The sequence below is a fragment of the Citrobacter sp. CK191 genome (genome assembly GCF_030333435.1).
Taxonomy (GTDB): domain Bacteria; phylum Pseudomonadota; class Gammaproteobacteria; order Enterobacterales; family Enterobacteriaceae; genus Citrobacter_B; species Citrobacter_B koseri.
In genome coordinates this window covers 654640-679460 of record NZ_JAOWFX010000034.1, presented here as the reverse complement: position 1 = coordinate 679460, position 24821 = coordinate 654640, and the positions used below count along the sequence as shown (strand labels likewise).

The window sequence follows — 24821 nt, the reverse complement described above, 5'->3', positions numbered from 1 at the left end:
GTTAAAGAGCAGTTGCGACGCGCTTTAGCGCTCTGTCGCGAGGTGGCGTATATTACGCTTTCCTCTTTCAGAGTCAACCCTGAATTTCAGGATTTTTCTCTTTAATCAACCGGCTGTTTGTGTGAAGTGATTCACATCCGCCGTGTCGATGGAGGCGCATTATAGGGGGTCGTCTCAGGAAGACAAGCGGAAAAATGCATTTTTATCTCAACCGCTCATCTTTTAATCATAACGCTTATTTTTGCTGCTTTCTTATCGCCGATGGCAGGTCAGCAAGGCTATTTAACACCCAATCTGCCGCATTTTCTGCTTCAGGCGTAACGGGCTTGCCGGTGCGTACCAATACTTTCGTACCAACATTTGCCGCTGCCGCCGCCTGCATATCTTCTATTTTGTCACCCACCATATAAGACGCGGCCATATCAATGTGCAGAAAATCACGCGCAGAGATAAGCATCCCCGGATGCGGTTTACGACAATCACACGCCTGACGGAACTCTTCTACGCTGCCCTGCGGATGATGCGGACAATAATAGATGCCATCCAGATCGACATCGCGGTCTGCCAGCGACCAGTCCATCCATTCGGTCAGCGTCTCGAACTGCGCTTCCGTAAATTTACCGCGCGCAATACCAGACTGGTTGGTAACAACGACAAGCGCAAAGCCCATCTTTTTCAGTTCACGCATCGCGTCAATGACGCCTTCAATAAACTCGAACTCATCGATTTCATGTACGTAACCATGATCCACATTAATAGTGCCATCACGGTCGAGGAAAATTGCGGGTACGGACTTTGCCACCTTTTATAGCTCCTGAATAAGGCATGTGCCGTTAGTATCGCATGTTTCAGCGAGCAAGAAAGTGCTCATCATCGAAAGCCTGATTGATTTAGACGTCTGGATGCCTTAACATCCATTTTGTTGACGGCTTCGACCGTATCAGGCAGAAGAAAATGCCACGGCTAACTTAATTACGATAATAAATAATCAATGATTAAACTTTCGAATATCACCAAAGTGTTCCAACAGGGGACTCGCACCATTCAGGCGCTGAACAACGTCAGCCTGCATGTCCCTGCCGGACAAATTTATGGCGTTATTGGCGCCTCCGGCGCCGGTAAAAGCACACTCATTCGCTGTGTGAATCTGCTGGAACGTCCCACGGAAGGGAGCGTATTGGTTGGCGGCCAGGAGCTGACCACCCTTTCTGAATCTGAGTTGACGAAAGCCCGTCGCCAGATTGGCATGATTTTCCAGCATTTTAACCTGTTAGCTTCACGTACCGTTTTTGGCAACGTGGCGTTGCCGCTGGAACTGGACAATACGCCGAAAGACGAGATTAAACGCCGCGTCACAGAGCTGTTGGATCTGGTAGGGCTCGGCGATAAGCACGACAGCTACCCGGCCAACCTTTCCGGCGGCCAGAAACAGCGTGTGGCGATTGCTCGCGCATTAGCCAGCAATCCCAAAGTCCTGCTGTGCGACGAGGCCACCAGCGCCCTCGATCCGGCAACGACCCGTTCGATTCTGGAACTGCTGAAAGATATTAACCGTCGCCTTGGCCTGACCATTCTTCTTATTACTCATGAGATGGATGTGGTTAAGCGCATTTGCGATTGTGTCGCAGTTATCAGTAACGGAGAGCTGATTGAGCAGGATACGGTCAGCGAAGTGTTCTCCCATCCAAAGACGCCGCTGGCGCAGAAGTTTATCCAGTCCACATTGCATCTGGATATCCCGGAAGATTATCTGGAACGTTTAAAAGCGGAGCCGTATGCGGACAGCGTCCCCATGCTGCGTATGGAATTTACCGGACAATCCGTAGACGCCCCGCTGCTGTCTGAGACGGCCCGCCGCTTCAATGTGAACAACAACATTATTAGCGCGCAGATGGATTACGCAGGCGGCGTGAAGTTCGGCATCATGCTGACGGAAATGCACGGCACGCAAGAAGAGACGCAAGCCGCAATTGCCTGGTTGCAGGAACACCATGTGAAAGTAGAGGTACTGGGTTATGTCTGAGGCGATGATGTGGTTACTGGCGCGCGGCGTCTGGGAAACGCTGGCGATGACTTTTGTATCCGGCTTTTTTGGTTTTGTTATTGGTCTGCCGGTTGGCGTACTGCTGTACGTTACGCGTCCAGGGCAAATTATTGAAAACGCGAAGCTCTACCGCACACTCTCTGCGGTCGTCAATATCTTCCGTTCAATCCCGTTCATTATCTTACTGGTATGGATGATTCCGTTTACCCGTGTGATTGTCGGCACCTCCATCGGTTTGCAGGCGGCGATTGTGCCGTTAACCGTCGGCGCCGCGCCGTTTATCGCCCGCATGGTGGAAAACGCATTGCTGGAAATCCCAACCGGATTGATCGAAGCCTCCCGTGCGATGGGGGCCACGCCGCTGCAAATCGTGCGTAAGGTGCTGCTGCCGGAAGCATTACCGGGTCTGGTCAATGCCGCAACCATTACCCTGATCACTCTGGTGGGCTACTCTGCTATGGGCGGCGCCGTTGGCGCTGGCGGACTCGGTCAGATTGGCTATCAGTATGGTTACATTGGCTACAATGCTACCGTGATGAATACGGTGCTGGTATTACTGGTCGTTCTGGTTTATTTAATTCAGTTATCCGGCGATCGCATCGTTCGGGCAGTGACGCACAAGTAACATTAAACACAACACAAATGACTCATTAAGGAAATAAGCATGGCGTTCAAATTTAAAACCTTTGCGGCAGTGGGAGCCCTGATTGGTTCTCTGGCACTTGTGGGTTGCGGCCAGGATGAAAAAGATCCGAACCACATCAAAGTGGGCGTGATTGTCGGCGCTGAACAGCAGGTAGCGGAAGTCGCGCAAAAAGTAGCGAAAGAAAAATACGGTCTGGATGTTGAGCTGGTGACGTTCAACGACTACGTATTACCGAACGAAGCGTTAAGCAAAGGCGATATCGACGCGAACGCTTTCCAGCACAAGCCGTACCTGGATCAGCAGATCAAAGATCGCGGTTATAAACTGGTTGCCGTTGGCAATACCTTTGTTTATCCGATTGCCGGTTATTCCAAAAAAATCAAATCACTTGATGAGCTACAGGATGGTTCTCAGGTAGCCGTACCAAACGATCCGACTAACCTTGGTCGTTCACTGCTACTGTTGCAGAAAGTAGGATTAATCAAACTGAAAGATGGTGTTGGCCTGCTGCCAACCGTTCTGGACGTGACCGAAAACCCGAAGAACCTGAAAATTGTTGAGCTGGAAGCACCGCAACTGCCGCGCTCTCTGGACGATGCGCAAATTGCTCTGGCCGTGATTAACACCACTTACGCCAGCCAGATTGACCTGACGCCGGCAAAAGACGGTATCTTCGTGGAAGATAAAGATTCCCCGTACGTTAACCTGATCGTAACGCGTGAAGACAATAAAGACGCAGAGAACGTGAAGAAATTCGTTCAGGCTTATCAGTCTGACGAAGTCTACGAAGCCGCGAATAAAGTCTTCAACGGCGGTGCTGTTAAAGGCTGGTAATTTTTAGGCGGTTTCCACAATCTGTAATATCATTCAGGACGGGCGCTTGCCCGTCTTGTCATTTATGCAAGCTCCTGATTCAATATCTGACGATTAGATCATTCATTGAGGAAATATTATGCGTGCTTTACCGATCTGTTTATTGGCACTCATGCTGGGCGGTTGTTCCATGCTAAGCAGATCCCCTGTTGAACCCGTTCAAAGCACCGCAACCCCGCCAAAAGCGGAGTCGGAAAAACCGAAAGCGCCGCGTGCCGCACCGGTCCGAATTTACACCAACGCCGAAGAGTTAGTGGGTAAACCGTTCCGCGATCTTGGCGAAGTCAGCGGTGACTCCTGCCAGGCATCTAATCAGGATTCCCCGCCGAGCATCCCGACGGCACGTAAACGCATGCAGATTAACGCCTCTAAAATGAAGGCGAATGCTGTACTGCTGCACAGCTGCGAAGTCACCAGTGGAACGCCAGGCTGCTACCGTCAGGCTGTTTGCATCGGTTCCGCCCTTAACATCTCGGCTAAATGAGCAGTTTTCAGTTCGAGCAAATAGGCGTTATTCGCTCCCCCTATAAAGAAAAGTTCGCCGTCCCGCGCCAGCCTGGTCTGGTAAAAAGCGCCGACGGCGAACTGCATCTTGTTGCGCCCTATAATCAGGCCGATGCCGTTCGCGGTCTGGAAGCGTTCAGCCATTTGTGGGTAATCTTCGTCTTTCATCAGACGATGGCGGGCGGATGGCGCCCGACGGTTCGCCCTCCCCGTCTCGGCGGCAATGCCCGGATGGGCGTCTTCGCGACCCGCTCCACCTTTCGCCCTAACCCTGTCGGCATGTCGCTGGTTGAGTTGAAAGAGATTGTCTGTCAGAAAGAGAAAGTCATCCTGAAGCTGGGCAGCCTGGATCTGGTTGATGGTACGCCGGTTATTGATATCAAACCCTACCTGCCGTTTGCCGAGTCATTACCGGGCGCAACGGCCAGCTACGCGCAACAGGCGCCTGTGGCAGAGATGCACGTCAGCTTCACGGCCGACATTGACCAACAGCTTTCACGGCTTGAACAACGTTACCCGCAACTGAAAACATTTATCGGCGAAGTGCTGGCGCAAGATCCGCGTCCCGCCTATCGTAAAGGTGAAGAGACAGGTAAAACGTACGCCGTCTGGCTGCACGATTTCAACGTGCGCTGGCGCGTCACCGAAGAGGGTTTTGAAGTCTTTGCGCTGGAACCCCGCTAATTTCACGCCCTTCTCTTTTGACATCCCTTTCTCGCTGGTAAACTAAATCACTTTTTTTGTGTCAGGCTCGCGTTGAGCCTGTTCGATCGTCCAACTGGAACCGTAACAACATGCGTACTAGCCAATATCTGCTCTCCACTCTGAAGGAGACACCTGCCGACGCCGAGGTTATCAGCCATCAGCTGATGCTGCGCGCCGGGATGATCCGCAAGCTCGCCTCCGGGTTATATACCTGGCTGCCGACTGGCCTGCGCGTCCTGAAAAAAGTCGAAAACATCGTGCGTGAAGAGATGAATAACGCCGGTGCCATCGAGGTGTCAATGCCAGTGGTTCAGCCTGCTGACCTGTGGCAAGAGAGTGGTCGTTGGGAACAGTACGGCCCGGAACTGCTGCGTTTTGTTGACCGTGGCGAGCGTCCGTTCGTACTCGGCCCGACTCACGAAGAAGTTATCACCGACCTGATTCGTAACGAACTCAGCTCTTACAAACAGCTGCCGCTGAACTTCTTCCAGATCCAGACCAAATTCCGTGACGAAGTACGTCCGCGTTTCGGCGTAATGCGTTCCCGCGAGTTCCTGATGAAAGACGCCTACTCTTTCCATACCTCTCAGGAATCACTACAGGAAACTTACGACGCGATGTATGCCGCTTACAGCAAAATCTTCAGCCGTATGGGCCTGGATTTCCGCGCGGTACAGGCAGACACGGGGTCTATCGGCGGTAACGCATCCCACGAGTTCCAGGTACTGGCGCAAAGCGGTGAAGATGATGTGATCTTCTCTGATTCTTCTGACTACGCGGCTAACATTGAGTTCGCCGAAGCCGTTGCGCCGAAAGCGCCGCGCGCGGCTGCCAGCCAGGAGATGACGCTGGTTGATACGCCAAACGCGAAAACCATCGCGGAGCTGGTTGAGCAGTTCAATCTGCCGATTGAGAAAACCGTCAAAACGCTGCTGGTGAAAGCGGTTGAAGGAAGCAGCTACCCGCTGGTTGCTCTGCTGGTACGTGGCGATCACGAACTGAACGAAGTGAAAGCGGAAAAACTGCCGCAGGTTGCCAGCCCGCTGACCTTCGCCACAGAAGAAGAGATTCGTGCGCTGGTGAAAGCCGGCCCGGGTTCTCTCGGCCCGGTAAATATGCCGGTTCCGGTGGTGATAGACCGTACCGTTGCAGTAATGAGCGATTTCGCGGCAGGCGCCAACATCGACGGTAAGCACTACTTCGGCATCAACTGGGATCGCGATGTCGCGACGCCAGAAGTCGCCGATATCCGTAACGTCGTGGCAGGCGATCCAAGCCCGGACGGCCAGGGCACGCTGCTGATTAAGCGCGGCATCGAAGTGGGTCATATCTTCCAGCTGGGCACCAAGTATTCCGAAGCGCTGAAAGCCTCCGTACAGGGTGAAGATGGTCGTAACCAGATCCTGACGATGGGTTGCTACGGTATCGGGGTAACGCGCGTGGTGGCGGCGGCGATTGAGCAGAACTACGACGAACGCGGTATTGTATGGCCTGACGCCATCGCGCCATTCCAGGTTGCCATTCTGCCGATGAATATGCACAAGTCCTTCCGGGTGCAGGAACTGGCGGAAAAACTGTACGGCGAACTGCGCGCACAAGGCATCGAAGTGCTGATGGATGACCGTAAAGAGCGTCCGGGCGTCATGTTCGCGGATATGGAACTGATCGGCATCCCGCACACTATCGTGCTGGGCGACCGTAACCTGGACAACGACGATATTGAATACAAATACCGTCGTAACGGCGAGAAGCAGTTGATTAAAACTGGCGAGATCGTCGATTTCCTGGTGAAAGCCATCAAAGGCTAAACACAAAAAACCCCGCATTAGCGGGGTTTTTTAATGTCCAGACGAGGTCGATACCGCAATTACTTGCTGGAACAATCCTGTCCAGGAACGAATTTAATCTCTTTATCGGCCACCAGCGTTTTTACCTGCGCGCCCGTATCCGGGTTGGCTTCCTGCGTAAAGTGACCTTCCACCGTTAATAATACCGGTTTTTCCGCAGCGCCTCGTGCCGCCAGATAATCACGTTCCAACTGAGCATTGTTCGCCACCGGCATGCGTTTCCCGGTAGCGCAATCGGTAAAGGTCGCCGCATCCGCCATATAGAAATACATGCCGCGCACCGGCATTGGCGTTACGGGCAAACTGGCAGACACCGACTCAAGCGTGTAATTAAACTGCGACTCAATCGGATTACCTTCACGATCAAGCATTTCCAGAGCGTCGCCTTTCGCACGATAGTAAGACTTCTCGCCTTTGCTGTCGGTCAATACCAGTTTATCGGCTGTACGCGCCCAGGTGCCATACGAGGCAAACGAAGAGGGTTCTTCACGAACGCCCTGATAACGTTCATTCATCACCCATGTTCCATCTTTTTCCAGGAACAAAGAGGTTTCGATCCCTTCACAGTCTGCGCAAGGCAATACGCCACGCCAGCTTTGCTGCATCGGTTTTAATTCTGCCGTCTGCGTCGGCTGTAGCGCCTCCACTTCAGTACGATTATTACATCCGATCAAGGCAAAGAGCGTACATGCTGCCGCTACTGACAATATCGCTGTTTTCACCATAAATTCCTTATGAAATGTTATCCCCGCTCGTCACTCCTGAGGACGACGAACTCTACCGCGAAGCGCCTTCACTGTGGATTTTTGTGCCTTCGATGACAACCTGCGTTCTTTCGACGCGCGCGTAGGGCGGGTTGCCCGTCGGCTTTTTTGCACTGCGGTTAATTCTTTGATGACTGCCACCAGCCGGGCGATAGCCGCCTCCCGATTGAGCTCCTGGCTGCGATACTCCTGCGCCTTGATAATAATGACGCCATCGCTGCTAATAAGATGATGGCTGGCAGCCAACAAACGTTCCTTATAATACTCTGGCAGGCCAGAGGCCCGAATGTCAAAGCGCAAATGGATAGCCGTTGAGGTCTTATTAACGTGCTGTCCACCCGCTCCCTGCGCACGAATGGCTGTGATTTCCAGCTCATTGTCGGGAATCGAGACATTTCGGGAGATGACAATCATGAAGGCTGTTGCCATGCAGTCAGATGAATTTCCAGATTATTCTGAGAATCCGACAGCCAGATGGCGCCATCCTGAATCGTTGCCTGCAACGTCATGGTTCGGCCAGCAAAATCACTCAGTTTCGCCAGTTGCTCATCATCCAGATACCACACGGACAGGTTAGCGTACTGCGCGCATTTACTCTGGTTCTGCTGCCACCAGATTTGCGCGGCACGACTATTATAGGCAAACAGCGCAACCTCCGCAGCCTGAGTACAGGCTTTCTTAATGCGGCGCTCATCCGGCAGCCCCAGCTCAACCCATAAATCAATCCCCAGATGGTCGTTACGCAGCCATGCCTCAGGCTCATCTTCTGCGCTCAGACCACGCGTGAACTGTAGGCGCTCATCGGCATATTTAATCCAGGCCAGCAGGCGCAGCATCATGCGCTCCTGCGTTTCAGAAGGGTGACGCGCCAGCGTCAATGCCGCGTCAAGAAACTGGTTGCGGTCAAGATCCGCCACATTGACTACGGCTTTATAAATCGTCGCTTTAAGCGCCATGAGAGAACTCCTTTCGAATCAGGGACACATTGTAGCGAAATCTGCGTCAAAAGGCTGTTAACGGATGTCGTATACCTGCGCCGTCAACCTGCTGATATTGCCTGGATGGGTATGTTATAGTCACCTTGCTAAACAGAGTTTATCTTCGTAGGCTTAGACTTGCATCCACGGTTAAGTCAGAGTGCTGACAGGAGGGCATGTGGAAAAATATTGTGAGTTAATACGCAAGCGGTATGCGGAAATCGCCAGCGGAGACTTAGGGTATGTCCCGGATGCGCTGGGTTGTGTATTGAAAGTGCTTAATGAAGTGGCAGCAGACGATGCCCTTTCAGAGTCGGTCAGGGAAAAGGCGGCATATGCTGCCGCGAACTTACTGGTGAGCGATTATGTCAATGAATGAAACGTATCAACCCATCAACTGCGATGATTACGATAATCTTGAGCTCGCCTGCCAGCATCATCTGTTACTGACGCTGGAACTTAAGGATGGAGAAGTTTTACAGGCGAAAGCCAACGATCTGGTGTCGCGCAAAAACGTGGAATATCTGATCGCGGATGTCGCCGGTGAAACACGCGAGCTGCGTCTGGACAAAATTACCAGCTTCAGTCATCCAAAAATCGGTACTGTAATCGTCAGCGAATCCTGATTCTTTTGTTGCCGGATGGCGGTGCAAGCACCTTATCCGGCCTACTTTCCATGCGATACGTAGGCCTGATAAGCGCAGCGCCATCAGGCATTACGTGATGACGACGTCTCTTCCTTCCATTCCAGCCTGACGCCTGCTCCCTCCTCCGCCAGACCATCACAGGTAACAAAAATACCTGCGGCAGCAATCAACGTCTCGCCATAAAACAGCAGCGGCGTGGTATCCCGCCGCCAGGGCGGTACGCCCAGCTCCTGCCAGATTTTCTTTAGCTTACGCCCGCCATTACGCCCGATAATATGCAGTAACCCAGATGCCTTAAAGCGTATGCTAACCGGCTCGTCGGCACGCGGCATGCGCAGGTCGCCTCCTGGAACGAGCCGCACCGTCCCAAGTCCAACGGGCAGCGATAACGGTGTTTGCCACGATGGCCACGGGATCACCGTCGCGCTTTGGCCGGTAACGGATTTTATCCACCATAGTTGTGACTGATAACGGCGAATGCCGTACTCGCCAAAGCGCAAACAGGGAGCGGCGTCCTCACGCGCCAGCGCCACCTCCTGCCAGATACGTTCCAGCCCGTCGCGGGAAGGCATCGGCGCATGCTTCGCGGCCAGCCAGCGGCGCAATAGCGCAGCACGTCGCGGGCCGCTCATCGCCATTAACGGCGCTAACTGCAACGCTCCATCAGCGGTGATACAGCCCGCTAAATCCTCTGCCAGAAGCTCATCCAGCAGGCGCTCCTGTTCTGCGCAAAGCGCGGCGCTACGGGCAGTCGCTTCAGCAAAATGCGGCCAGCGTTGTTGCAGCAGCGGCAGCACCCTAAGGCGCAGGAAATTACGATCGTAGGCATCATCCTGATTGCTTTCATCCTCAATCCAGCTCAGCGCATAGCGTTTTGCCCACTGCTCCAGCGCCGCACGGGTTTCCCCAAGTAGCGGGCGGATCAGCTGCGTTCCGGCAAACGACGAGCATTCCCCCATAGCGGACAATCCCGCCGGGCCGCTGCCGCGCTTCAACGCCAGCAAAAACGTTTCACATTGATCGTCAAGATGCTGGGCCGTGACCAGGACTTCACCGGGATGCAGCGCCTGCGCAAAGGCCGCGTATCGCGCCTGGCGCGCCTGAGCCTCAATCCCCAACCCCTCATCCTGGAGTTGCACTCGTCGGACAACCAGCGGCACCTGCCACTGCTGGCACACAGCCTCGCAATGCGTCACCCAGCTATCGGCATGAGAGCTTAACCCATGATGAATATGGATGGCGCGCAGCGTGACATCAGGCTGCTGTTCTCGCCATTGCACCAGTTGATGCAGCAGTACGGTAGAATCCAGCCCACCACTAAAGGCCACCAGAATCTGGCGGTATGGCAGGAGTGAGGCGTTCAGGGTGAGTGTTGTCATGATCATTGCTTAACTGTGGCACTGCCCGGCACGTTACCGGGCAGAAACCGTGATGACAAGCTTTACTGCTCATACAGTTCGAGCGGTAGTCCGTCTGGATCGTTGAAAAAGGTAAAACGTTTATTCGTAAACGGATCAACGCGAACCGGCTCGCATTTAACGTTGTTCGCCTCCAGATGCGCTACCGCTTTGTCTACGTCTTCCACGCTGAACGCCAGATGCCGCAGACCACAGGCCTCCGGTCGGCTCGGTCGCAAAGGCGGGAAGGGAAAAGAAAAAAGCTCAATCACATATTGCCCGTTTAACGCCAGGTCGCCTTTCCAGGAATCACGTTCTTCCCGGTACGCTTCACTCAACAGCGTGAAACCCAGTACGTCACAATAAAACGTTTTGCTCGCCGCATAATCCGTCGCGATAATCGCAATATGGTGAACCTGTTTTAATCCCAGCATAGCGTCTCCTTAATGTGTTATCAGCACGTTACCCGCCTTGCAGTCGCTCAGGCAAGCCATCATGCCGTTTTTAAGACTCTCACTCGGTAAACGCCATCTTCATCCTGTTTTGCGCCATGAATATCGGTCTCAAAGCCAGGGTAATGGTGGCCGATGGAACACAGCATCAGCAGAAAATCGAGTACCGCGCGGCTCGCTTCGGTGATCATCTCCCCCGGCATCAGCAACGGCACGCCAGGCGGATACGGCAGCACCATACTGGCGGAAATACGCCCCACCAGTTGATCAATCGCGATGGTCTCCACTTCGCCTTTTATCTGCCTCTGCCAGGCCTGATGCGGCGTCATTTTCATTTCGGGCAATGTGTCGAACGCCCGTAACATCAACCCGGAAAGATCGTACTGGCGGATCAGTTTATGGATACCCTGCGCCAGATCCTGAATCCGCATATTACGATAAAAATCGGGATCTTCGGCGTACAGATCCGGCAGCATATTTTTAACGCGCAGATTAAGATCGTAAGCGCGTTTAAACTCCGTCAGGCCGCGCAGCAATCCCATCGCCCGGGTTTTATCAATACCAATACTAAACAGGAACAGCAGGTTATAAGGCCCGGTTTTTTCTACCACCACGCCGCGCTCATCAAGGAACTTCGCCACCAGCGCGGCGGGAATCCCCTCCTCGCTCATGTTGCCCTGCTCATCCATACCGGGCGTCAAAATGGTGACTTTCACCGGATCGAGAAACATATGGTCGGCATCCGCATCGGTAAAACCGTGCCACTCCTCGCCGGGCGCAACGGGCCAGCATTCCGCTTCATCCACCTCTTCCGGTTGCCAGATATCAAAGAACCAGCCTTCCGACTCTTCGCGCAGCCGCTGTACCTCTTTGCGAAAATGAAGCGCCCGCTCCACGGAGCGATTGATCAATCGTTTACCCGGATTGCCACGCAGCATTGCCGCAGCCGTCTCAATCGACGCCACGATGGGGTAGCTTGGCGATGTTGAGGTGTGCATCATAAACGCTTCATTAAAGGTATCTTCATCGTAATCCCCTTTAATGTGAATAAGCGATGCCTGAGACAGCGCCGCCAGCATTTTATGCGTCGACTGCGTTTCGAAGATGACTTTTCCCGGCACCCGCTCGCCGCTCATCCCGCTTTTCCCCTGATAAATCGGGTGAAAATGGGTATAGGGCACCCAGGCCGAGTCGAAATGGATCGAAGGGACATCCAGCGTTTGTTTAATCCAGTTGGTGTTGTACAGCAGGCCGTCATAGGTCGAGTTGGTGATAACCGCATGTACCGGCCACTGCGCCTGCGCCGTCTCCGAAACCTTATGTTCAATACTCTCACGCGTAAATTCACGCTTAGGAATGCCCCCCAGAATACCGAGTGCGTTGCGCGTGGGTTTCAGCCAGAGGGGCACCACATCGCTCATCATCAACAGGTGCGCGAGAGATTTATGGCAGTTGCGGTCAATCAGCAGCGTGCTGCCCGACGGCGCCGCGTACATGCCGACAATTTTGTTCGATGTGGAGGTGCCGTTGGTCACCATATAACTCTGCTCGGCGCCGAAGGTGCGGGCAATATACTCTTCCGCCTCCAGGTGCGGCCCGGTATGGTCCAGCAGCGACCCCAGTTCGGTCACGGAAATAGACACATCCGCTTTTAGCGTATTCCCCCCGAAGAAGTCATAAAACAGGCAGCCAATCGGGCTTTTCTGGTAAGCGGTTCCCGCCATATGCCCCGGCGTGCAAAAGGTGTATTTTCCCTCTTTCACATAGGTAAACAGCGCCCGGGTGAACGGCGGCGTGATGTTATCAAGGTATTCATTCGTATACTGGCGGATGCGCGTCGCAATATCTTCTGACTGGCCGAGCGCGTATTCAAAAAACCACAGTGCCATACGCATATCATGCACGCTGACATCCATCGTCGAATGCGTATTGATAAACGCATACAACGGCAGGTATTCATTTAGCTGGTTGATATCGCTACACAAATCGAGGCTGTACTCATCCCAGTCAAAAATGACGCCACAGATTCGCGGATTGTGTTCAATGAATTTCAGCAGGTCGACGCTATTTTGCGGCCAGATAATCTGAAACCCCTGCGACTGTAGGGCAAGCTCAAGTTCCTTGATGGGTTCGTCTTTATAAAAAACGCCATGCGGCCCCATGATGGCAATGATATTCATGCGTTCCTCCTGGAAAAACCTTAGCTAATCATAGCCTGGTCAAACCGCAGGTAAAAAAAAGGGCCACAAAATGTGACCCTTTTTACTCCATGTCCGATAAGCGCAAGCGCCATCAGGCATTGATGATGTTTACGCGTAGCCGTAGCTCATCAGGCGCTGATAACGACGGTTTTTCAAATCGTCTTTGCTCAACACGTCGAGATCGGCGAGATCGGCCAGCAGTTGCGCTTTCAGAGAAGCCGCCATCGCTTCCGGGTTACGGTGCGCGCCACCCAGCGGTTCCTGAATGATGGAATCAATCAGCTTCAGCTCTTTCAGGCGCGGCGCGATAATACCCATCGCTTCGGCGGCCAATGGCGCTTTGTCCGCGCTTTTCCACAGAATGGACGCACAGCCTTCCGGGGAGATAACGGAATAGGTGCTGTACTGCAACATATTCACTTTATCGCCCACGCCAATCGCCAGCGCGCCGCCGGAACCCCCTTCGCCAATAACGGTACAAATCACCGGTACGCTCAGGCGTGACATTTCACGCAGGTTACGGGCGATCGCTTCAGACTGACCGCGTTCTTCCGCGCCCACGCCAGGGTAAGCGCCAGGGGTGTCGATAAAGGTAATGATCGGCATGTTGAAACGCTCAGCCATTTCCATCAGACGCAGCGCTTTGCGATACCCTTCAGGTGCCGGCATGCCGAAGTTACGACGGATTTTCTCTTTCGTTTCACGGCCTTTCTGATGACCAATAATCATCACTGGACGACCGTCCAGGCGCGCGATGCCGCCGACGATAGCTTTATCATCCGCATAGGCGCGATCGCCCGCCAGTTCGTCAAATTCATCAAACGCCAGGCGAACATAATCCAGGGTGTATGGACGTTGCGGATGGCGCGCCAGTTGAGCAACCTGCCATGCGCCAAGATCGGCAAAGATTTTGCGCGTCAGTTCTACGCTTTTTTCACGCAGACGATGCACTTCTTCATCGATATTAATATCCAGTTTCTCGTCCTGGCGGCTTACCGCTGTCAGAGAATCGATTTTCGCTTCCAGCTCTGCAATCGGCTGTTCAAAATCAAGGAAATTCAGACTCATAGTATTCCTGTATTAGTCAAACTCCAGTTCCACCTGCTCCGAACCAATGAGGCCACGGAGATCGTTTAGCAAACGATCGCTCGGAGAGACACGCCACGTCGCGCCAAAACGCAACCGCGCGCGTGCATCCGCCCTCTGATAGTAGAGATGTACTGGAATTGTCCCCGAGCGGTGGGGTTCCAGAGACTGACGGAGTCGGTTTAAAAGCTGGTCATCAATTTGCCTGTCCGTCAGCGAGATAGCAAGCCCGCGAGCATATTTTTCCCGGGCTTCGTCAATATCCATGACTTCACGGGCCATCATTTTAAGCCCGCCGCTGAAGTCATCAAAGCTGACCTGTCCGCTGACGATAAGTATGCGGTCTTTTTCCAGCAATTGCTGATATTTATCCAGAGCGTCGGTAAACAGCATAACTTCCAGACGTCCAGAGCGGTCATCCAGCGTACAGATGCCGATACGATTGCCGCGCTTGGTGACCATAACCCTTGCAGCAATCACGAGCCCCGCAGCCGTGGTGACTTTACCACGTTCTGTCGGATGCATGTCTTTCAGCCGGTAGCCTCCGACATAGCGCTCAATTTCTTTTAAATACTGATTGATAGGGTGTCCCGTCAGGTAAAGCCCCAACGTTTCACGTTCCCCGTCCAGCACCACCTGTTCCGGCCACGGCTGGCAGCTGGCATAGGATTGTTCAATTTGTTCCGGCTCTTCCGCCAGTACGCCAAACATATCCGCCTGCCCGATCGCTTCCGCTTTGGCATGCTGATCGGCGGCTTTCAGCGCGTCGCCCAGCGAGTTCATCAGCGCGGCGCGGTGCGGCCCAAGGCGGTCAAACGCCCCGGACATAATCAGTTTTTCCAGTACCCGGCGGTTGAGCTTTTTCGTGTCCGTGCGAGCGCATAAATCAAACAGTTCGCGGAAGTAACCGTCTTTATTGCGCGCCTCGATGATAGCTTCAATCGGGCCTTCACCCACGCCTTTGATCGCGCCGATGCCGTAAACAATTTCGCCGTCGTCGTTAACGTGGAAGTGATACAGTCCTGAGTTGATATCCGGCGGCAGGATTTTAAGCCCCATGCGCCAGCATTCATCCACCAGACCGACCACTTTTTCGGTGTTGTCCATATCGGCGGTCATTACTGCCGCCATAAACTCTGCCGGGTAGTGCGCTTTCAGCCACAGCGTCTGGTAAGACACCAGCGCATAGGCGGCGGAGTGCGATTTGTTAAACCCGTACCCGGCGAACTTTTCCACCAGGTCGAAGATTTTTATCGCCAGCTCGCCGTCGATGCCGTTCTTTCTGGCGCCCTCTTCAAAGACGGAACGTTGTTTCGCCATCTCTTCCGGTTTTTTCTTACCCATCGCACGACGCAGCATATCCGCGCCGCCAAGGGTGTAACCGGAAAGCACCTGGGCAATCTGCATAACCTGTTCCTGGTACAGGATGATGCCGTAGGTCGGCTCCAGTACGGGTTTCAGGCTTTCATGCTGCCATTGCACGTCTGGATAGGAAATCTCTTCACGGCCATGCTTACGGTCGATGAAGTTATCCACCATGCCCGACTGCAACGGGCCGGGGCGGAACAACGCCACCAGCGCGATCATATCTTCGAAGCAGTCAGGTTGCAGACGCTTAATCAGATCTTTCATGCCGCGGGATTCAAGCTGGAAGACCGCCGTGGTTTCCGAGCGTTGCAGCATGTCGAAGCTTTTCTTGTCATCCAGTGGGATCGCCGCGATATCCAACGGCGGTTCGCCATTCTTCTCACGGCGGGCGTTGATCATCTCCAGCGCCCAGTTAATGATGGTGAGCGTGCGCAGCCCCAGGAAGTCGAATTTGACCAGCCCGGCGTATTCCACGTCGTTTTTATCAAACTGCGTTACCGGGTGCTGACCGGCCTCATCACAATACAGCGGCGCAAAATCGGTGATTTTGGTCGGCGCGATAACCACGCCACCGGCGTGCTTACCGGCGTTACGCGTGACGCCTTCCAGCTTGCGCGCCATATCGATCAGCGCTTTAACTTCCTCATCCGCCTCGTAAATTTCCGGCAGTTGCGGTTCCGCCTCAAACGCTTTCGCCAGCGTCATGCCTGGGTCAGGCGGCACCAGCTTCGAGATACGATCCACGAAACCGTACGGGTGCCCCAGCACGCGCCCCACGTCGCGGATAACCGCTTTCGCCGCCATCGTACCGAAGGTAATAATCTGAGATACCGCATCGCGGCCGTACATATCCGCTACGTGTTCGATAACCTGGTCGCGTTTCTCCATACAGAAGTCAACGTCGAAGTCAGGCATGGAGACACGTTCCGGGTTAAGGAAACGTTCGAACAGCAGGTCGAATTCCAGCGGATCAAGGTCGGTAATTTTCAGCGCATAGGCCACCAGCGACCCCGCACCGGAACCGCGCCCCGGCCCTACCGGTACGCCGTTATCTTTCGACCACTGGATAAACTCCATCACGATGAGGAAGTAGCCAGGGAACCCCATCTGGTTAATAACCTGAAGTTCAATGTCCAGACGTTCGTCATAGGGGGGACGCTTCTCTTTACGCACCGCTTCGTCAGGGAACAGGAATTCGAGACGTTCTTCCAGACCCTCTTTCGATTTCTTGACCAGGAAGTCTTCGGTGGTCATGTCGCCCGTCGGAAACTGCGGCAGGAAGTATTCGCCCAGACGGACAGTCACGTTACAGCGTTTGGCTATCTCAACGCTGTTTTCCAGCGCTTCCGGGATGTCGGAGAACAGCTCGCACATCTCGTCTTCGCTACGCATATATTGCTGCGGCGAGTAGTTACGCGGGCGTTTAGGATCGTCGAGCGTAAAACCATCGTGAATAGCCACGCGGATTTCGTGCGCGTCAAAGTCCTCGCTGTTAATAAAGCGGACATCATTCGTTGCGACAACCGGCAAGCCACGCGTTTCCGCCAGCTCAACCGCCGCATGCAGATACGTTTCCTCATCCTGCCGACCCGTGCGGATCAGCTCCAGATAGTAGCGGTCGGAAAAATGTTCTTCATAGAAGGCGACGCATTCGTCCACCAGCGCACTGTTGCCGCGCAACAAACTGCGGCCCACATCGCCCATCCGGCCACCGGAAAGCAAAATCAAACCGTCTTTTAATTCAGTCAGCCATTCCCTGTCGATCACCGGCCCTTCTGCGCCGTAGCCACGCTGATAGGCTTTTGAGATCAACAGAGTAAGATTCTGATAGCCCGTATTATTTGCCGCCAGCACGGTCAACTGGCAAAGTTCATCTCCCAGCGGAGTGCCGCGAACATGGAAATCAGCGCCGACAATAGGCTTAATCCCTGCGCCGTGGCCCGTTCCGTAGAACTTCACCAGACCGCAAAGGTTGGTAAAATCGGTAATCGCCAGCGCAGGCATGCCTAACGCAGCCGCCTTTTTTACCAGCGGCCCGGTTTTCGCCAGCCCATCGATCATGGAGTAGTCGCTGTGCACCCGCAGGTGGACGAAACGTGGTTCAGACATCTTCAGATTCCCGTTTACTTAATCTCGACACAAGAATCAGGACGCAAGTCCCAGGGCGCGTTTGACAGGAGCAAAACTACGTCGATGATGCTCCGTCGCACCATGTTCAGCAAGCGCCGCCAGATGAAAAGCGGTCGGATACCCTTTGTGCTGGGCAAAACCATACTGTGGGAAAATACCGTCCAGCGCCGCCATTTCGGCATCGCGCGTCACTTTCGCAATAATAGATGCCGCGCTGATCTCGGCCACACGGCTGTCGCCTTTCACCACCGCCATAGAGGGCACGGGCAGTGCCGGACAGCGGTTGCCGTCAATCAGCACATATTCCGGCGCAATATGCAAACCGGCAACGGCGCGCTGCATCGCCAGCATCGTGGCGTGCAAAATATTTAGTTCATCAATTTCATGAGGTTCCGCGCGTCCCAGACTCCAGCTTAACGCTTTTTCTTTGATTTCATCATACAGCGCCAGACGGCGCTTTTCTGAGAGCTTCTTGGAATCATTGAGACCCACGATTGGGCGAGCCGGATCGAGGATCACAGCGGCCGTCACCACCGCGCCGACCAGCGGGCCGCGTCCAACTTCATCCACACCCGCGACCAACTGCGTATGCGGATAAACAAATTCGATCATTGTGCTAACTCCAGGACAGCGTCCGCCGCTTGCTCATCGGCATTGCAACGGATTTGCTGGTGCAACTCGCGGAAGGTGTCATGCATCGCATGGCTGGTTTTGCCATTCGCCAGCAGCGGTAGCAAGGCCTCTGCAAGCGCATGCGGCTCACACTCTTCCTGCAACAGCTCTTTGACTAATTCTCTTCCCGCCAGCAGATTAGGCAGCGAAACATAATCGGTCTTTACCAGGCGCTTCGCCAGCCAGAAGGTAAAGGGTTTCATCCGATACCCCACCACCATCGGGCATTTCGCCAGCATACACTCCAGCGCCGCCGTACCAGACGCCAGCAATGCGGCGTCGCTGGCCACCATCGCTTCACGTCCCATTCCGTCGAGCAGATGCACGGAAAGCTCCGGCGCAACCTCAGCTTTAATGCGCTCGAACTGCTCGCGGCGTTTGGCGTTCACCAGCGGTACGACAACTTCAAGGTCAGGATAGGTCTGACGCAGCAGCTGCGCGGTTTTCAGGAAATCCGCGCTCAGCATCTCCACTTCCGCGCCACGGCTACCGGGCAGTAGCGCCAGGCAGTGTGCATCATGCGAGATTCCCAGCACATCACGCGCGGCGTTTTTATCCGGGTCCAGCGGCATAGCGTCCGCCATCGTATGCCCGATAAAACGGCATGGCACGTTAAACTTGTCGTAAAACGCTTTTTCGAAAGGCAGAAAAGCCAGCACCATATTGGTGGATCTGCCTATTTTGAAAACGCGTTTCTGTCGCCACGCCCAGACGGACGGACTGACATAATGGATGGTTTTTATGCCCTGCTTTTTCAGGTTACCTTCAAGGGTAATATTGAAGTCCGGCGCATCAATGCCGACAAAAACATCCGGCTGAAGCTCGGTAAAGCGGCGGGTCAAATCGGCACGAATATGTAATAAGCGACGCAGGCGACCAAGCACTTCAACAATGCCCATTACCGCCAGCTCTTCCATCTCATACCAGGCTTCGCAGCCCTCAGCCTGCATACGCGGCCCCGCCACGCCGACGAAACGCGCGTTGGGCACACGCGTCTTCAGCGCGCGAATTAAGCCTGCACCAAGAATATCGCCGGAGGTTTCTCCGGCGACCAGGGCTATCGTTAAGGGACGCTGTTCCGCCATTAACGAATCAGACCGCGCGTTGAGCGGGCAAAGAAATCGCTAAAGAGTTGCACTTCCGGGTACTGCTTCGCCAGCTCGGCAATTTCCGGTTTAGCTTCATCCAGCGTTTTGCCGCTGCGGTACAACGCTTTATAGGCGTTGCGGATCGCGGTGATCGCTTCGCGGGTGAAACCGCGACGCTTCAGCCCTTCGATATTGACGCCAAACGGCGTTGCGTGATTGCCCTGAGCAATAACGTACGGCGGAACGTCCTGGGCAACGCCAGAACAGCCGCCAACCATCACATGCGCGCCAATGGTGCAGAACTGGTGCACTGCGGTCATGCCGCCGATGATGACAAAATCATCCAGCGAAACGTGGCCCGCAAGCGTAGCGTTATTGGCCAGAATACAGCGGTTGCCTACTGTACAATCGTGCGCCACATGGGCATTGATCATCAGTAAGTTATCGCTACCCACCTTCGTCAACCCACCACCCTGCACTGTGCCACGATGAATGGTGACGCTTTCGCGAATGCGGTTACGATCGCCAATTTCCACACGGGTCGGTTCGCCAGCATATTTCAGATCCTGGTTTACTTCACCGATGGAGGCGAACTGATAAATCTCGTTATCGCGACCAATTTTTGTATGGCCATTCACGACAACGTGAGACTTCAGTACGGTACCCTCACCAATTTCGACATGGGGTCCAACAATACAAAAAGGACCAATATGAACATTAGCGCCAATACAGGCGCCATCTTCCACAATGGCAGTTGGATGAATAAAGGCGGATTTATCAATCACGTATCAGGCCTCCCGGCTACGAGCACACATCATGGTTGCTTCGCACACAACTTTGCCATCGACCAGAGCAACCCCTTTAAAGCGGGTCAGGCCACGGCGCGTTTTCTCGAAAGTCACTTCCATGATCATCTGATCGCCAGGCACGACAGGACGCTTAAAGCGCGCTTCGTCAATACCCGCGAAGTAATACAGTTCACCCGGCTCCAGTTTTCCAACGCTTTTAAACGCCAGAATCCCTGTTGCCTGCGCCATCGCTTCCAGAATCAGCACACCCGGAAAAATCGGTTTACCCGGGAAATGGCCCTGGAAGAAAGGCTCATTTACGGAGACATTCTTCACTGCGCGCAGAAAACGACCTTCTTCAAAGTCCAGCACACGGTCAACCAGCAAAAACGGAAAACGGTGCGGCAGAAGTTCTAAAATCTCTTCAATATGCAGAGTATGAGTGTTAGTAGTCAAAATACTCTTCCTGTCCAAATATACTAAAAGGCAATAATAACACGGCCTGCCGCAATCATATGAATGTGACAGGCCGTAAAAGGATGGCACTACAGGTGGAACGCTAGTCTTGTTGATTAACCTTGCGCTCAATCGCTTTGAGACGCTTGCTCATATCATCAATGTTCATCACCAGTGCAGCGGTTTTACGCCATACTTTGTTAGGCTGCAACGGAATGCCTGAAGAATAGACGCCAGGCTCAGTGACAGGACGCATGACCATCCCCATACCCGTCACCGTGACTTTATCGCATATTTCCATATGCCCGTTAATCACGCTGGCCCCGCCAATCATGCAGTAACGGCCAATCTTCAGGCTGCCCGCCATAATGACGCCACCGGCAACCGCCGTATTGTCGCCAATCACAACGTTATGTGCAATCTGGCACTGGTTATCAATGATAACGCCGTTGCCGATCACAGTGTCATCCAGCGCGCCACGGTCAATCGTCGTACAGGCGCCGATCTCAACACGATCGCCAATAATGACGCGACCAAGCTGCGGGATCTTCACCCAGTTACCCCGATCGTTAGCGTAACCAAAACCGTCTGCGCCGACGACAGTGCTCGACTGGATCAGGCAATTCTCACCGATCTGAATGTCGTGGTAAATCGTTACATTCGCCCACAGACGCGAACCTGCACCGATTTTTGTGTTTTTCCCGACGAAGCAACCTGCGCCGATAATCACGTTATCGCCCAGTTCTACGCCAGACTCAATTACCGCATTCGCGCCAACTGAAACATTGTTACCCAGCGTCGCTGTCGCATCGATCGCTGCACTCGGTGCAATATTCTGCGCAGGCTGCGGCGTGGTATCTAAAATTTGCGCCATTCGCGCATACGTCAGGTAGGGGTTCTTCACTACCAGCGCAGCACTCTTAGCAAAAGGAAGATCGTCCTGCGTCATGACAACGGCAGAAGCCTGGCATACGCCTAAGTGTTCACGGTATTTAGGATTCACCATGAACGTGATGTGGCCTGTTTGCGCAGATTGCATGGACGCAACGCCGGTGATGACGATATCGCCATCACCGTGTAATTCTGCATCCAACTGCTCTGCTAAATCAGCCAGTCGAATTGAAGGCATTACTTATTTAACCTGTTTCAGTACGTCAGCAGTGATGTCTTTCACGTCGCTGCTGTTATAAGCAACGGTGTTGGCATCAACGACCAGATCGATGCTCTGGCTGTTAGCAACGGATTTCACAGCAGTCTGGATACGGGTAACCAGTTTGCCACGCTCTTCGTTGGAACGACGCGCGCGATCCTGTTCAAAAGCCTGGGCTTTCTGAGAGAAAGTCTGGCGTTGAGCCATCACGTCTTTTTCCAGTTTAGTACGTTCGCTACCTGCTTTCATGGACTGCAAACGCTGCATTTTAGATTGCAGATCGGTTTCCATACGCTGCAATTCGCTGGCACGGCCTTTGAACTCGTTTTCCAGCGTGTTAGAAACACCCGTCTTCTGTGCGACCTGTTGGAACAGGCTACCCATATTAACGATCGCAATTTTGTCAGCAGCCTGTGCGGACGTTACCATCGCTAAACCGAGACCTGCAGCTAATAACCACTTTTTCACAATAAACTCCTTACCATCCCATTTGTGCCCGCAGGCACAGTTCTTTGCGTGGCCAAGCGATCTCAGACGAGATCGCCAAAAGTCATCGCTACACTACCATTACATTCCTTTGCACAGAACAATTACCAGGTCTTACCAATGTTAAACTGGAACTGTTCCGATTTGTCTCCATCGTACTTTTTGAACGGCTGGGCGTAGGAGAAGACCAACGGCCCCAATGGGGACATCCATTGTAATGCGATACCAGCAGACATACGGATATTACTCGGATCGCTGTAGTCCGGGTAACCGGCATACGCGTTCGAATCCCAGTTCGTATCCCAGACAGTACCTACGTCCCAGAAGAAGGAAGTACGAACCGAATTAGCGTACTTGTCGCTAATAAACGGCGTCGGGGTGATGAATTCGAGGCTGGCGACAGCCATAGCGTTACCGCCTACTGCGTCATCAGACTTACACGGCGCAGTTTCAGTGCTCTTACAATCGTTATCGTAGTCGTCATCGCCGTCATGACGGCTGCTCGCCGGGTAGTACACCGCTTTTGGACCGATAGTATTGGACTGGAAGCCACGCACGGTGCTTGAGCCACCGGCATAGAAGTTCTCATAGAACGGCATCTCTTTGCCGCCAATACCGTCACCATAACCCCAACGAGTACGACCCAGAACCACCCATTTGTGATCGTCATCGATCGGCACATAGGTCGCGGTATCCAGCGTCGCTTTGTAGTATTCGTTATCAGAGCCCGGGATGGTCACTTTACCATTCAGGTTGACACGCGTACCTTCCGTCGGGAAGAAGCCACGGTCCAGCTTGTTATAAGTCCAACCGTAGTTGAAGGTGAAGTCGTTAGCACTGAATGAGTTGCGGTCATTCGTATTGGACGGATATTCACCCATCGAGTTCAGGTAACGCCACATGGCAACCTGCGGCTGCATGTTGGACAGGGAGTTATGTACATAACCTAAACCTGCACGCAGCGTGTTGTACTCGTTAATCGGGAAGCCCAGCGTAACGTCCGTACCATAACTTTTGTTGGTATAGTCGGACAGGTCCGCATCATCTGCCTGGAAGTCATTATAGAAGATACGGCCGCCGAGGCTGACGCCATCAACGGTGAAGTATGGGTTAGTGACAGACAGTTCAGTATAGGTCTGGTAGTCGTTTTTGGTCCCGTTAATACCCACGGAATAACCCGTACCTAACCAGTTGTCCTGCTGAACGCCCGCCTGGAAGCTCACGCCGCTTTCTGTGCCGTAACCAATACCGAAGTTAAAGCTACCGGTGTTACGCTCTTTCACTTTATAGACGACGTCAACCTGGTCCGGGCTGCCCGGAACACGCTGCGTGTCGGTATCGACGGTTTCGAAGTAACCCAGACGGTTCAGACGCTCTTTACCCTGATCGACCAGATCGCTGCCTAACCATGCCCCTTCCATCTGGCGCATTTCGCGGCGCAGGACGGAATCTTTCGAGGTGTCGTTGCCTTCAAAACGGATCTTACGCACGTAGAAACGGTTACCCGCATCAACGTTCACACGTAATTTAACGGTTTTGTCGGCATCGTTGATTTCAGGCTGCGACTGCACGCGCGGGTAGGCATAGCCATAACGACCAAGAAGTTTCTTGATGTCGTCTTCCATTTTGGTCACTTTGGTGCCGTTATAGAGTTCACCTGGTTCGATCTTCGTCAGGTTCTCAATCTCGGCGGAGTGTCCAGCCAGGTTACCGCTCACCTGCACACCGGAAAGCTTGTACTGATCGCCTTCGGTGATATTAACGGTGATGTAGATGCCTTTCTTATCCGGCGTCAGGCTGACCTGCGTCGAATCGATGTTGAAACGGGCATAACCGCGATCCAGATAGTAGCTGCGCAGCGTCTCAAGGTCGCCAGCCAGTTTCTGTTTCTGGTATTTACGATCGCCCACGACGTTCCACCACGGCACTTCGTCGCGCAGTTGGAAGTGAGAAATGAGTTCGTCAGTGCTGAAGGCATGGTTGCCGACGATATTGATCTGTTGGATCTTCGCCGATACACCCTCCTGGAACACCAGTTTGAGATCCACACGGTTACGCGGCAGCGGCGTGACGACCGCTTTTACGCTGGCGCTGTATTTACCAACGCTGTAGTAGAAGTCTTCCAGTCCTTTTTCGATATCAGAGAGCGTGGTGCGATCCAGTGATTCGCCAACACGCACGCCAGACGCCTCAAGGTTCTGCTTCAGCATGTCATCTTTCACCGATTTGTTACCGGAGAAAGTGATGCTGGCAATCGTCGGACGTTCTTTTACCTGAACCAGAAGCGTATCACCATCGCGCAGGACGCGGACATCCTCGAAGTTGCCAGTGGCGAACAGAGCACGAATGGTATTACTGATATCTTCATCATTAACCGTGTCGCCTGTGCGCACCGGCATACTGAGGAGGGCCGCACCAACGGCGACTCGCTGTAGGCCTTCGAAATGAATGTCCTTCACCACGAACCCTTCAGCACCGTATACGGTGGCGCTGCTAAACAGCAGCGACGCTATGAGCAACTTTTTCATCGCCATCGTTAT

Annotated in this window: 24 protein-coding genes; 8 read left to right on the top strand and 16 right to left on the bottom strand. The window is 53.5% G+C overall.

What is annotated here, in order from left to right; genetic code table 11:
* Nucleotides 1-235 precede the first annotated feature (235 nt).
* The gene (gene gmhB / locus OGV82_RS22855) at nt 236-802 is read right to left on the bottom strand and encodes a D-glycero-beta-D-manno-heptose 1,7-bisphosphate 7-phosphatase (RefSeq protein ID WP_047458784.1); all 567 of its coding nucleotides are present in this window, start codon (nt 800-802) and stop codon (nt 236-238) included.
* Nucleotides 803-991: 189 nt separating this feature from the next.
* On the opposite strand from gmhB, the gene metN reads away from it, so the two are divergent.
* The 6 genes from metN (at nt 992) to proS (ending at nt 6580) form a co-directional block, all read left to right on the top strand.
* A complete protein-coding gene (gene metN / locus OGV82_RS22850) occupies nt 992-2023 on the top strand; it encodes a methionine ABC transporter ATP-binding protein MetN (RefSeq protein ID WP_012133957.1) in 1032 nt (343 codons plus the stop codon).
* Nucleotides 2016-2669 carry a methionine ABC transporter permease MetI gene (locus OGV82_RS22845; protein ID WP_012133958.1) on the top strand — a complete coding sequence of 218 codons (654 nt, stop codon included), beginning with the start codon at nt 2016-2018 and terminating at the stop codon, nt 2667-2669. The genes metN and OGV82_RS22845 overlap by 8 nt, the downstream gene beginning before the upstream one ends.
* A 39-nt stretch (nt 2670-2708) precedes the next feature.
* Complete coding sequence (gene metQ / locus OGV82_RS22840; RefSeq protein WP_012133959.1) at nt 2709-3524, top strand: methionine ABC transporter substrate-binding lipoprotein MetQ; 816 nt, start codon at nt 2709-2711, stop codon at nt 3522-3524.
* A 118-nt stretch (nt 3525-3642) separates the two neighbouring features.
* Nucleotides 3643-4047, top strand: coding sequence for an envelope stress sensor lipoprotein RcsF (gene rcsF / locus OGV82_RS22835; RefSeq protein WP_012133960.1), 405 nt, complete (start codon nt 3643-3645; stop codon nt 4045-4047).
* Nucleotides 4044-4751: a tRNA (N6-threonylcarbamoyladenosine(37)-N6)-methyltransferase TrmO gene (tsaA, locus tag OGV82_RS22830; RefSeq protein ID WP_024130680.1), complete on the top strand. Its 708-nt coding sequence runs from the start codon at nt 4044-4046 to the stop codon at nt 4749-4751. Before rcsF ends, tsaA begins: the two co-directional genes overlap by 4 nt.
* A gap of 110 nt (nt 4752-4861) precedes the next feature.
* On the top strand, nt 4862-6580 hold the full coding sequence (gene proS, locus OGV82_RS22825) for a proline--tRNA ligase (protein ID WP_012133963.1): 1719 nt from the start codon (nt 4862-4864) through the stop codon (nt 6578-6580).
* 59 nt (nt 6581-6639) lie between these two features.
* Here proS and nlpE read toward each other — a convergent pair whose 3' ends face one another.
* The 3 genes from nlpE to OGV82_RS22810 are packed head-to-tail and all read right to left on the bottom strand — an operon-like array spanning nt 6640 to nt 8339.
* Nucleotides 6640-7344 carry an envelope stress response activation lipoprotein NlpE gene (gene nlpE / locus OGV82_RS22820; RefSeq protein WP_012133964.1) on the bottom strand — a complete coding sequence of 235 codons (705 nt, stop codon included), beginning with the start codon at nt 7342-7344 and terminating at the stop codon, nt 6640-6642.
* A gap of 30 nt (nt 7345-7374) precedes the next feature.
* The gene (arfB, locus tag OGV82_RS22815) at nt 7375-7797 is read right to left on the bottom strand and encodes an alternative ribosome rescue aminoacyl-tRNA hydrolase ArfB (protein WP_012133965.1); all 423 of its coding nucleotides are present in this window, start codon (nt 7795-7797) and stop codon (nt 7375-7377) included.
* Entirely contained in the window at nt 7794-8339 is a 546-nt protein-coding gene (locus tag OGV82_RS22810; protein WP_047458789.1) for a YaeQ family protein, read from the bottom strand. Before OGV82_RS22810 ends, arfB begins: the two co-directional genes overlap by 4 nt.
* A 199-nt stretch (nt 8340-8538) precedes the next feature.
* Here OGV82_RS22810 and OGV82_RS22805 point away from each other — a divergent pair, with 199 nt between their 5' ends.
* Nucleotides 8539-8739, top strand: coding sequence for a YaeP family protein (locus OGV82_RS22805; protein WP_012133967.1), 201 nt, complete (start codon nt 8539-8541; stop codon nt 8737-8739).
* Nucleotides 8726-8986 (top strand): Rho-binding antiterminator, encoded by a 261-nt coding sequence (rof, locus tag OGV82_RS22800; RefSeq protein WP_047458793.1) that lies wholly within the window; start codon nt 8726-8728, stop codon nt 8984-8986. Before OGV82_RS22805 ends, rof begins: the two co-directional genes overlap by 14 nt.
* A gap of 83 nt (nt 8987-9069) precedes the next feature.
* On the opposite strand, the gene tilS is transcribed toward rof, so the two are convergent.
* The 12 genes from tilS to bamA all read right to left on the bottom strand — a co-directional run bounded on the left by tilS (nt 9070) and on the right by bamA (nt 24815).
* A complete protein-coding gene (tilS, locus tag OGV82_RS22795; protein ID WP_047458796.1) occupies nt 9070-10386 on the bottom strand; it encodes a tRNA lysidine(34) synthetase TilS in 1317 nt (438 codons plus the stop codon).
* A 62-nt stretch (nt 10387-10448) separates the two neighbouring features.
* Nucleotides 10449-10838: a VOC family protein gene (locus OGV82_RS22790; protein WP_047458801.1), complete on the bottom strand. Its 390-nt coding sequence runs from the start codon at nt 10836-10838 to the stop codon at nt 10449-10451.
* Nucleotides 10839-10897: 59 nt separating this feature from the next.
* On the bottom strand, nt 10898-13036 hold the full coding sequence (gene ldcC / locus OGV82_RS22785; RefSeq protein ID WP_101744222.1) for a lysine decarboxylase LdcC: 2139 nt from the start codon (nt 13034-13036) through the stop codon (nt 10898-10900).
* Nucleotides 13037-13165: 129 nt separating this feature from the next.
* Nucleotides 13166-14125 (bottom strand): acetyl-CoA carboxylase carboxyl transferase subunit alpha, encoded by a 960-nt coding sequence (gene accA / locus OGV82_RS22780; protein WP_012133972.1) that lies wholly within the window; start codon nt 14123-14125, stop codon nt 13166-13168.
* Between the two features lie 12 nt (nt 14126-14137).
* Nucleotides 14138-17620: a DNA polymerase III subunit alpha gene (gene dnaE / locus OGV82_RS22775; RefSeq protein WP_024130683.1), complete on the bottom strand. Its 3483-nt coding sequence runs from the start codon at nt 17618-17620 to the stop codon at nt 14138-14140.
* 36 nt (nt 17621-17656) lie between these two features.
* On the bottom strand, nt 17657-18253 hold the full coding sequence (gene rnhB / locus OGV82_RS22770; protein ID WP_012133974.1) for a ribonuclease HII: 597 nt from the start codon (nt 18251-18253) through the stop codon (nt 17657-17659).
* Complete coding sequence (gene lpxB / locus OGV82_RS22765; protein WP_047458808.1) at nt 18250-19398, bottom strand: lipid-A-disaccharide synthase; 1149 nt, start codon at nt 19396-19398, stop codon at nt 18250-18252. The genes rnhB and lpxB overlap by 4 nt, the downstream gene beginning before the upstream one ends.
* Nucleotides 19398-20186, bottom strand: coding sequence for an acyl-ACP--UDP-N-acetylglucosamine O-acyltransferase (gene lpxA, locus OGV82_RS22760; RefSeq protein ID WP_024130684.1), 789 nt, complete (start codon nt 20184-20186; stop codon nt 19398-19400). The genes lpxB and lpxA overlap by 1 nt, the downstream gene beginning before the upstream one ends.
* A gap of 3 nt (nt 20187-20189) precedes the next feature.
* Nucleotides 20190-20645 carry a 3-hydroxyacyl-ACP dehydratase FabZ gene (gene fabZ, locus OGV82_RS22755; RefSeq protein ID WP_003018528.1) on the bottom strand — a complete coding sequence of 152 codons (456 nt, stop codon included), beginning with the start codon at nt 20643-20645 and terminating at the stop codon, nt 20190-20192.
* 103 nt (nt 20646-20748) lie between these two features.
* The gene (gene lpxD, locus OGV82_RS22750; RefSeq protein ID WP_047458811.1) at nt 20749-21774 is read right to left on the bottom strand and encodes a UDP-3-O-(3-hydroxymyristoyl)glucosamine N-acyltransferase; all 1026 of its coding nucleotides are present in this window, start codon (nt 21772-21774) and stop codon (nt 20749-20751) included.
* 3 nt (nt 21775-21777) lie between these two features.
* On the bottom strand, nt 21778-22263 hold the full coding sequence (gene skp / locus OGV82_RS22745) for a molecular chaperone Skp (protein WP_024130685.1): 486 nt from the start codon (nt 22261-22263) through the stop codon (nt 21778-21780).
* A gap of 122 nt (nt 22264-22385) precedes the next feature.
* Complete coding sequence (bamA, locus tag OGV82_RS22740) at nt 22386-24815, bottom strand: outer membrane protein assembly factor BamA (RefSeq protein WP_012133980.1); 2430 nt, start codon at nt 24813-24815, stop codon at nt 22386-22388.
* Between the last annotated feature and the right edge of the window lie 6 nt (nt 24816-24821).

Excerpts from the sequence above, each read along its gene's own strand:
- arfB (WP_012133965.1), bottom strand. The coding sequence starts at position 7,797 with ATGATTGTCATCTCCCGAAATGTCTCGATTCCCGACAATGAGCTGGAA.
- rcsF (WP_012133960.1), top strand. The coding sequence starts at position 3,643 with ATGCGTGCTTTACCGATCTGTTTATTGGCACTCATGCTGGGCGGTTGT.
- lpxB (WP_047458808.1), bottom strand. The coding sequence starts at position 19,398 with ATGGCGGAACAGCGTCCCTTAACGATAGCCCTGGTCGCCGGAGAAACC.
- OGV82_RS22845 (WP_012133958.1), top strand. The coding sequence starts at position 2,016 with ATGTCTGAGGCGATGATGTGGTTACTGGCGCGCGGCGTCTGGGAAACG.
- dnaE (WP_024130683.1), bottom strand. The coding sequence starts at position 17,620 with ATGTCTGAACCACGTTTCGTCCACCTGCGGGTGCACAGCGACTACTCC.
- bamA (WP_012133980.1), bottom strand. The coding sequence starts at position 24,815 with ATGGCGATGAAAAAGTTGCTCATAGCGTCGCTGCTGTTTAGCAGCGCC.
- metQ (WP_012133959.1), top strand. The coding sequence starts at position 2,709 with ATGGCGTTCAAATTTAAAACCTTTGCGGCAGTGGGAGCCCTGATTGGT.
- metN (WP_012133957.1), top strand. The coding sequence starts at position 992 with ATGATTAAACTTTCGAATATCACCAAAGTGTTCCAACAGGGGACTCGC.
- nlpE (WP_012133964.1), bottom strand. The coding sequence starts at position 7,344 with ATGGTGAAAACAGCGATATTGTCAGTAGCGGCAGCATGTACGCTCTTT.
- tilS (WP_047458796.1), bottom strand. The coding sequence starts at position 10,386 with ATGACAACACTCACCCTGAACGCCTCACTCCTGCCATACCGCCAGATT.
- rnhB (WP_012133974.1), bottom strand. The coding sequence starts at position 18,253 with ATGATCGAATTTGTTTATCCGCATACGCAGTTGGTCGCGGGTGTGGAT.
- OGV82_RS22790 (WP_047458801.1), bottom strand. The coding sequence starts at position 10,838 with ATGCTGGGATTAAAACAGGTTCACCATATTGCGATTATCGCGACGGAT.
- OGV82_RS22810 (WP_047458789.1), bottom strand. The coding sequence starts at position 8,339 with ATGGCGCTTAAAGCGACGATTTATAAAGCCGTAGTCAATGTGGCGGAT.
- proS (WP_012133963.1), top strand. The coding sequence starts at position 4,862 with ATGCGTACTAGCCAATATCTGCTCTCCACTCTGAAGGAGACACCTGCC.
- tsaA (WP_024130680.1), top strand. The coding sequence starts at position 4,044 with ATGAGCAGTTTTCAGTTCGAGCAAATAGGCGTTATTCGCTCCCCCTAT.
- lpxD (WP_047458811.1), bottom strand. The coding sequence starts at position 21,774 with ATGCCTTCAATTCGACTGGCTGATTTAGCAGAGCAGTTGGATGCAGAA.
- rof (WP_047458793.1), top strand. The coding sequence starts at position 8,726 with ATGTCAATGAATGAAACGTATCAACCCATCAACTGCGATGATTACGAT.
- ldcC (WP_101744222.1), bottom strand. The coding sequence starts at position 13,036 with ATGAATATCATTGCCATCATGGGGCCGCATGGCGTTTTTTATAAAGAC.
- accA (WP_012133972.1), bottom strand. The coding sequence starts at position 14,125 with ATGAGTCTGAATTTCCTTGATTTTGAACAGCCGATTGCAGAGCTGGAA.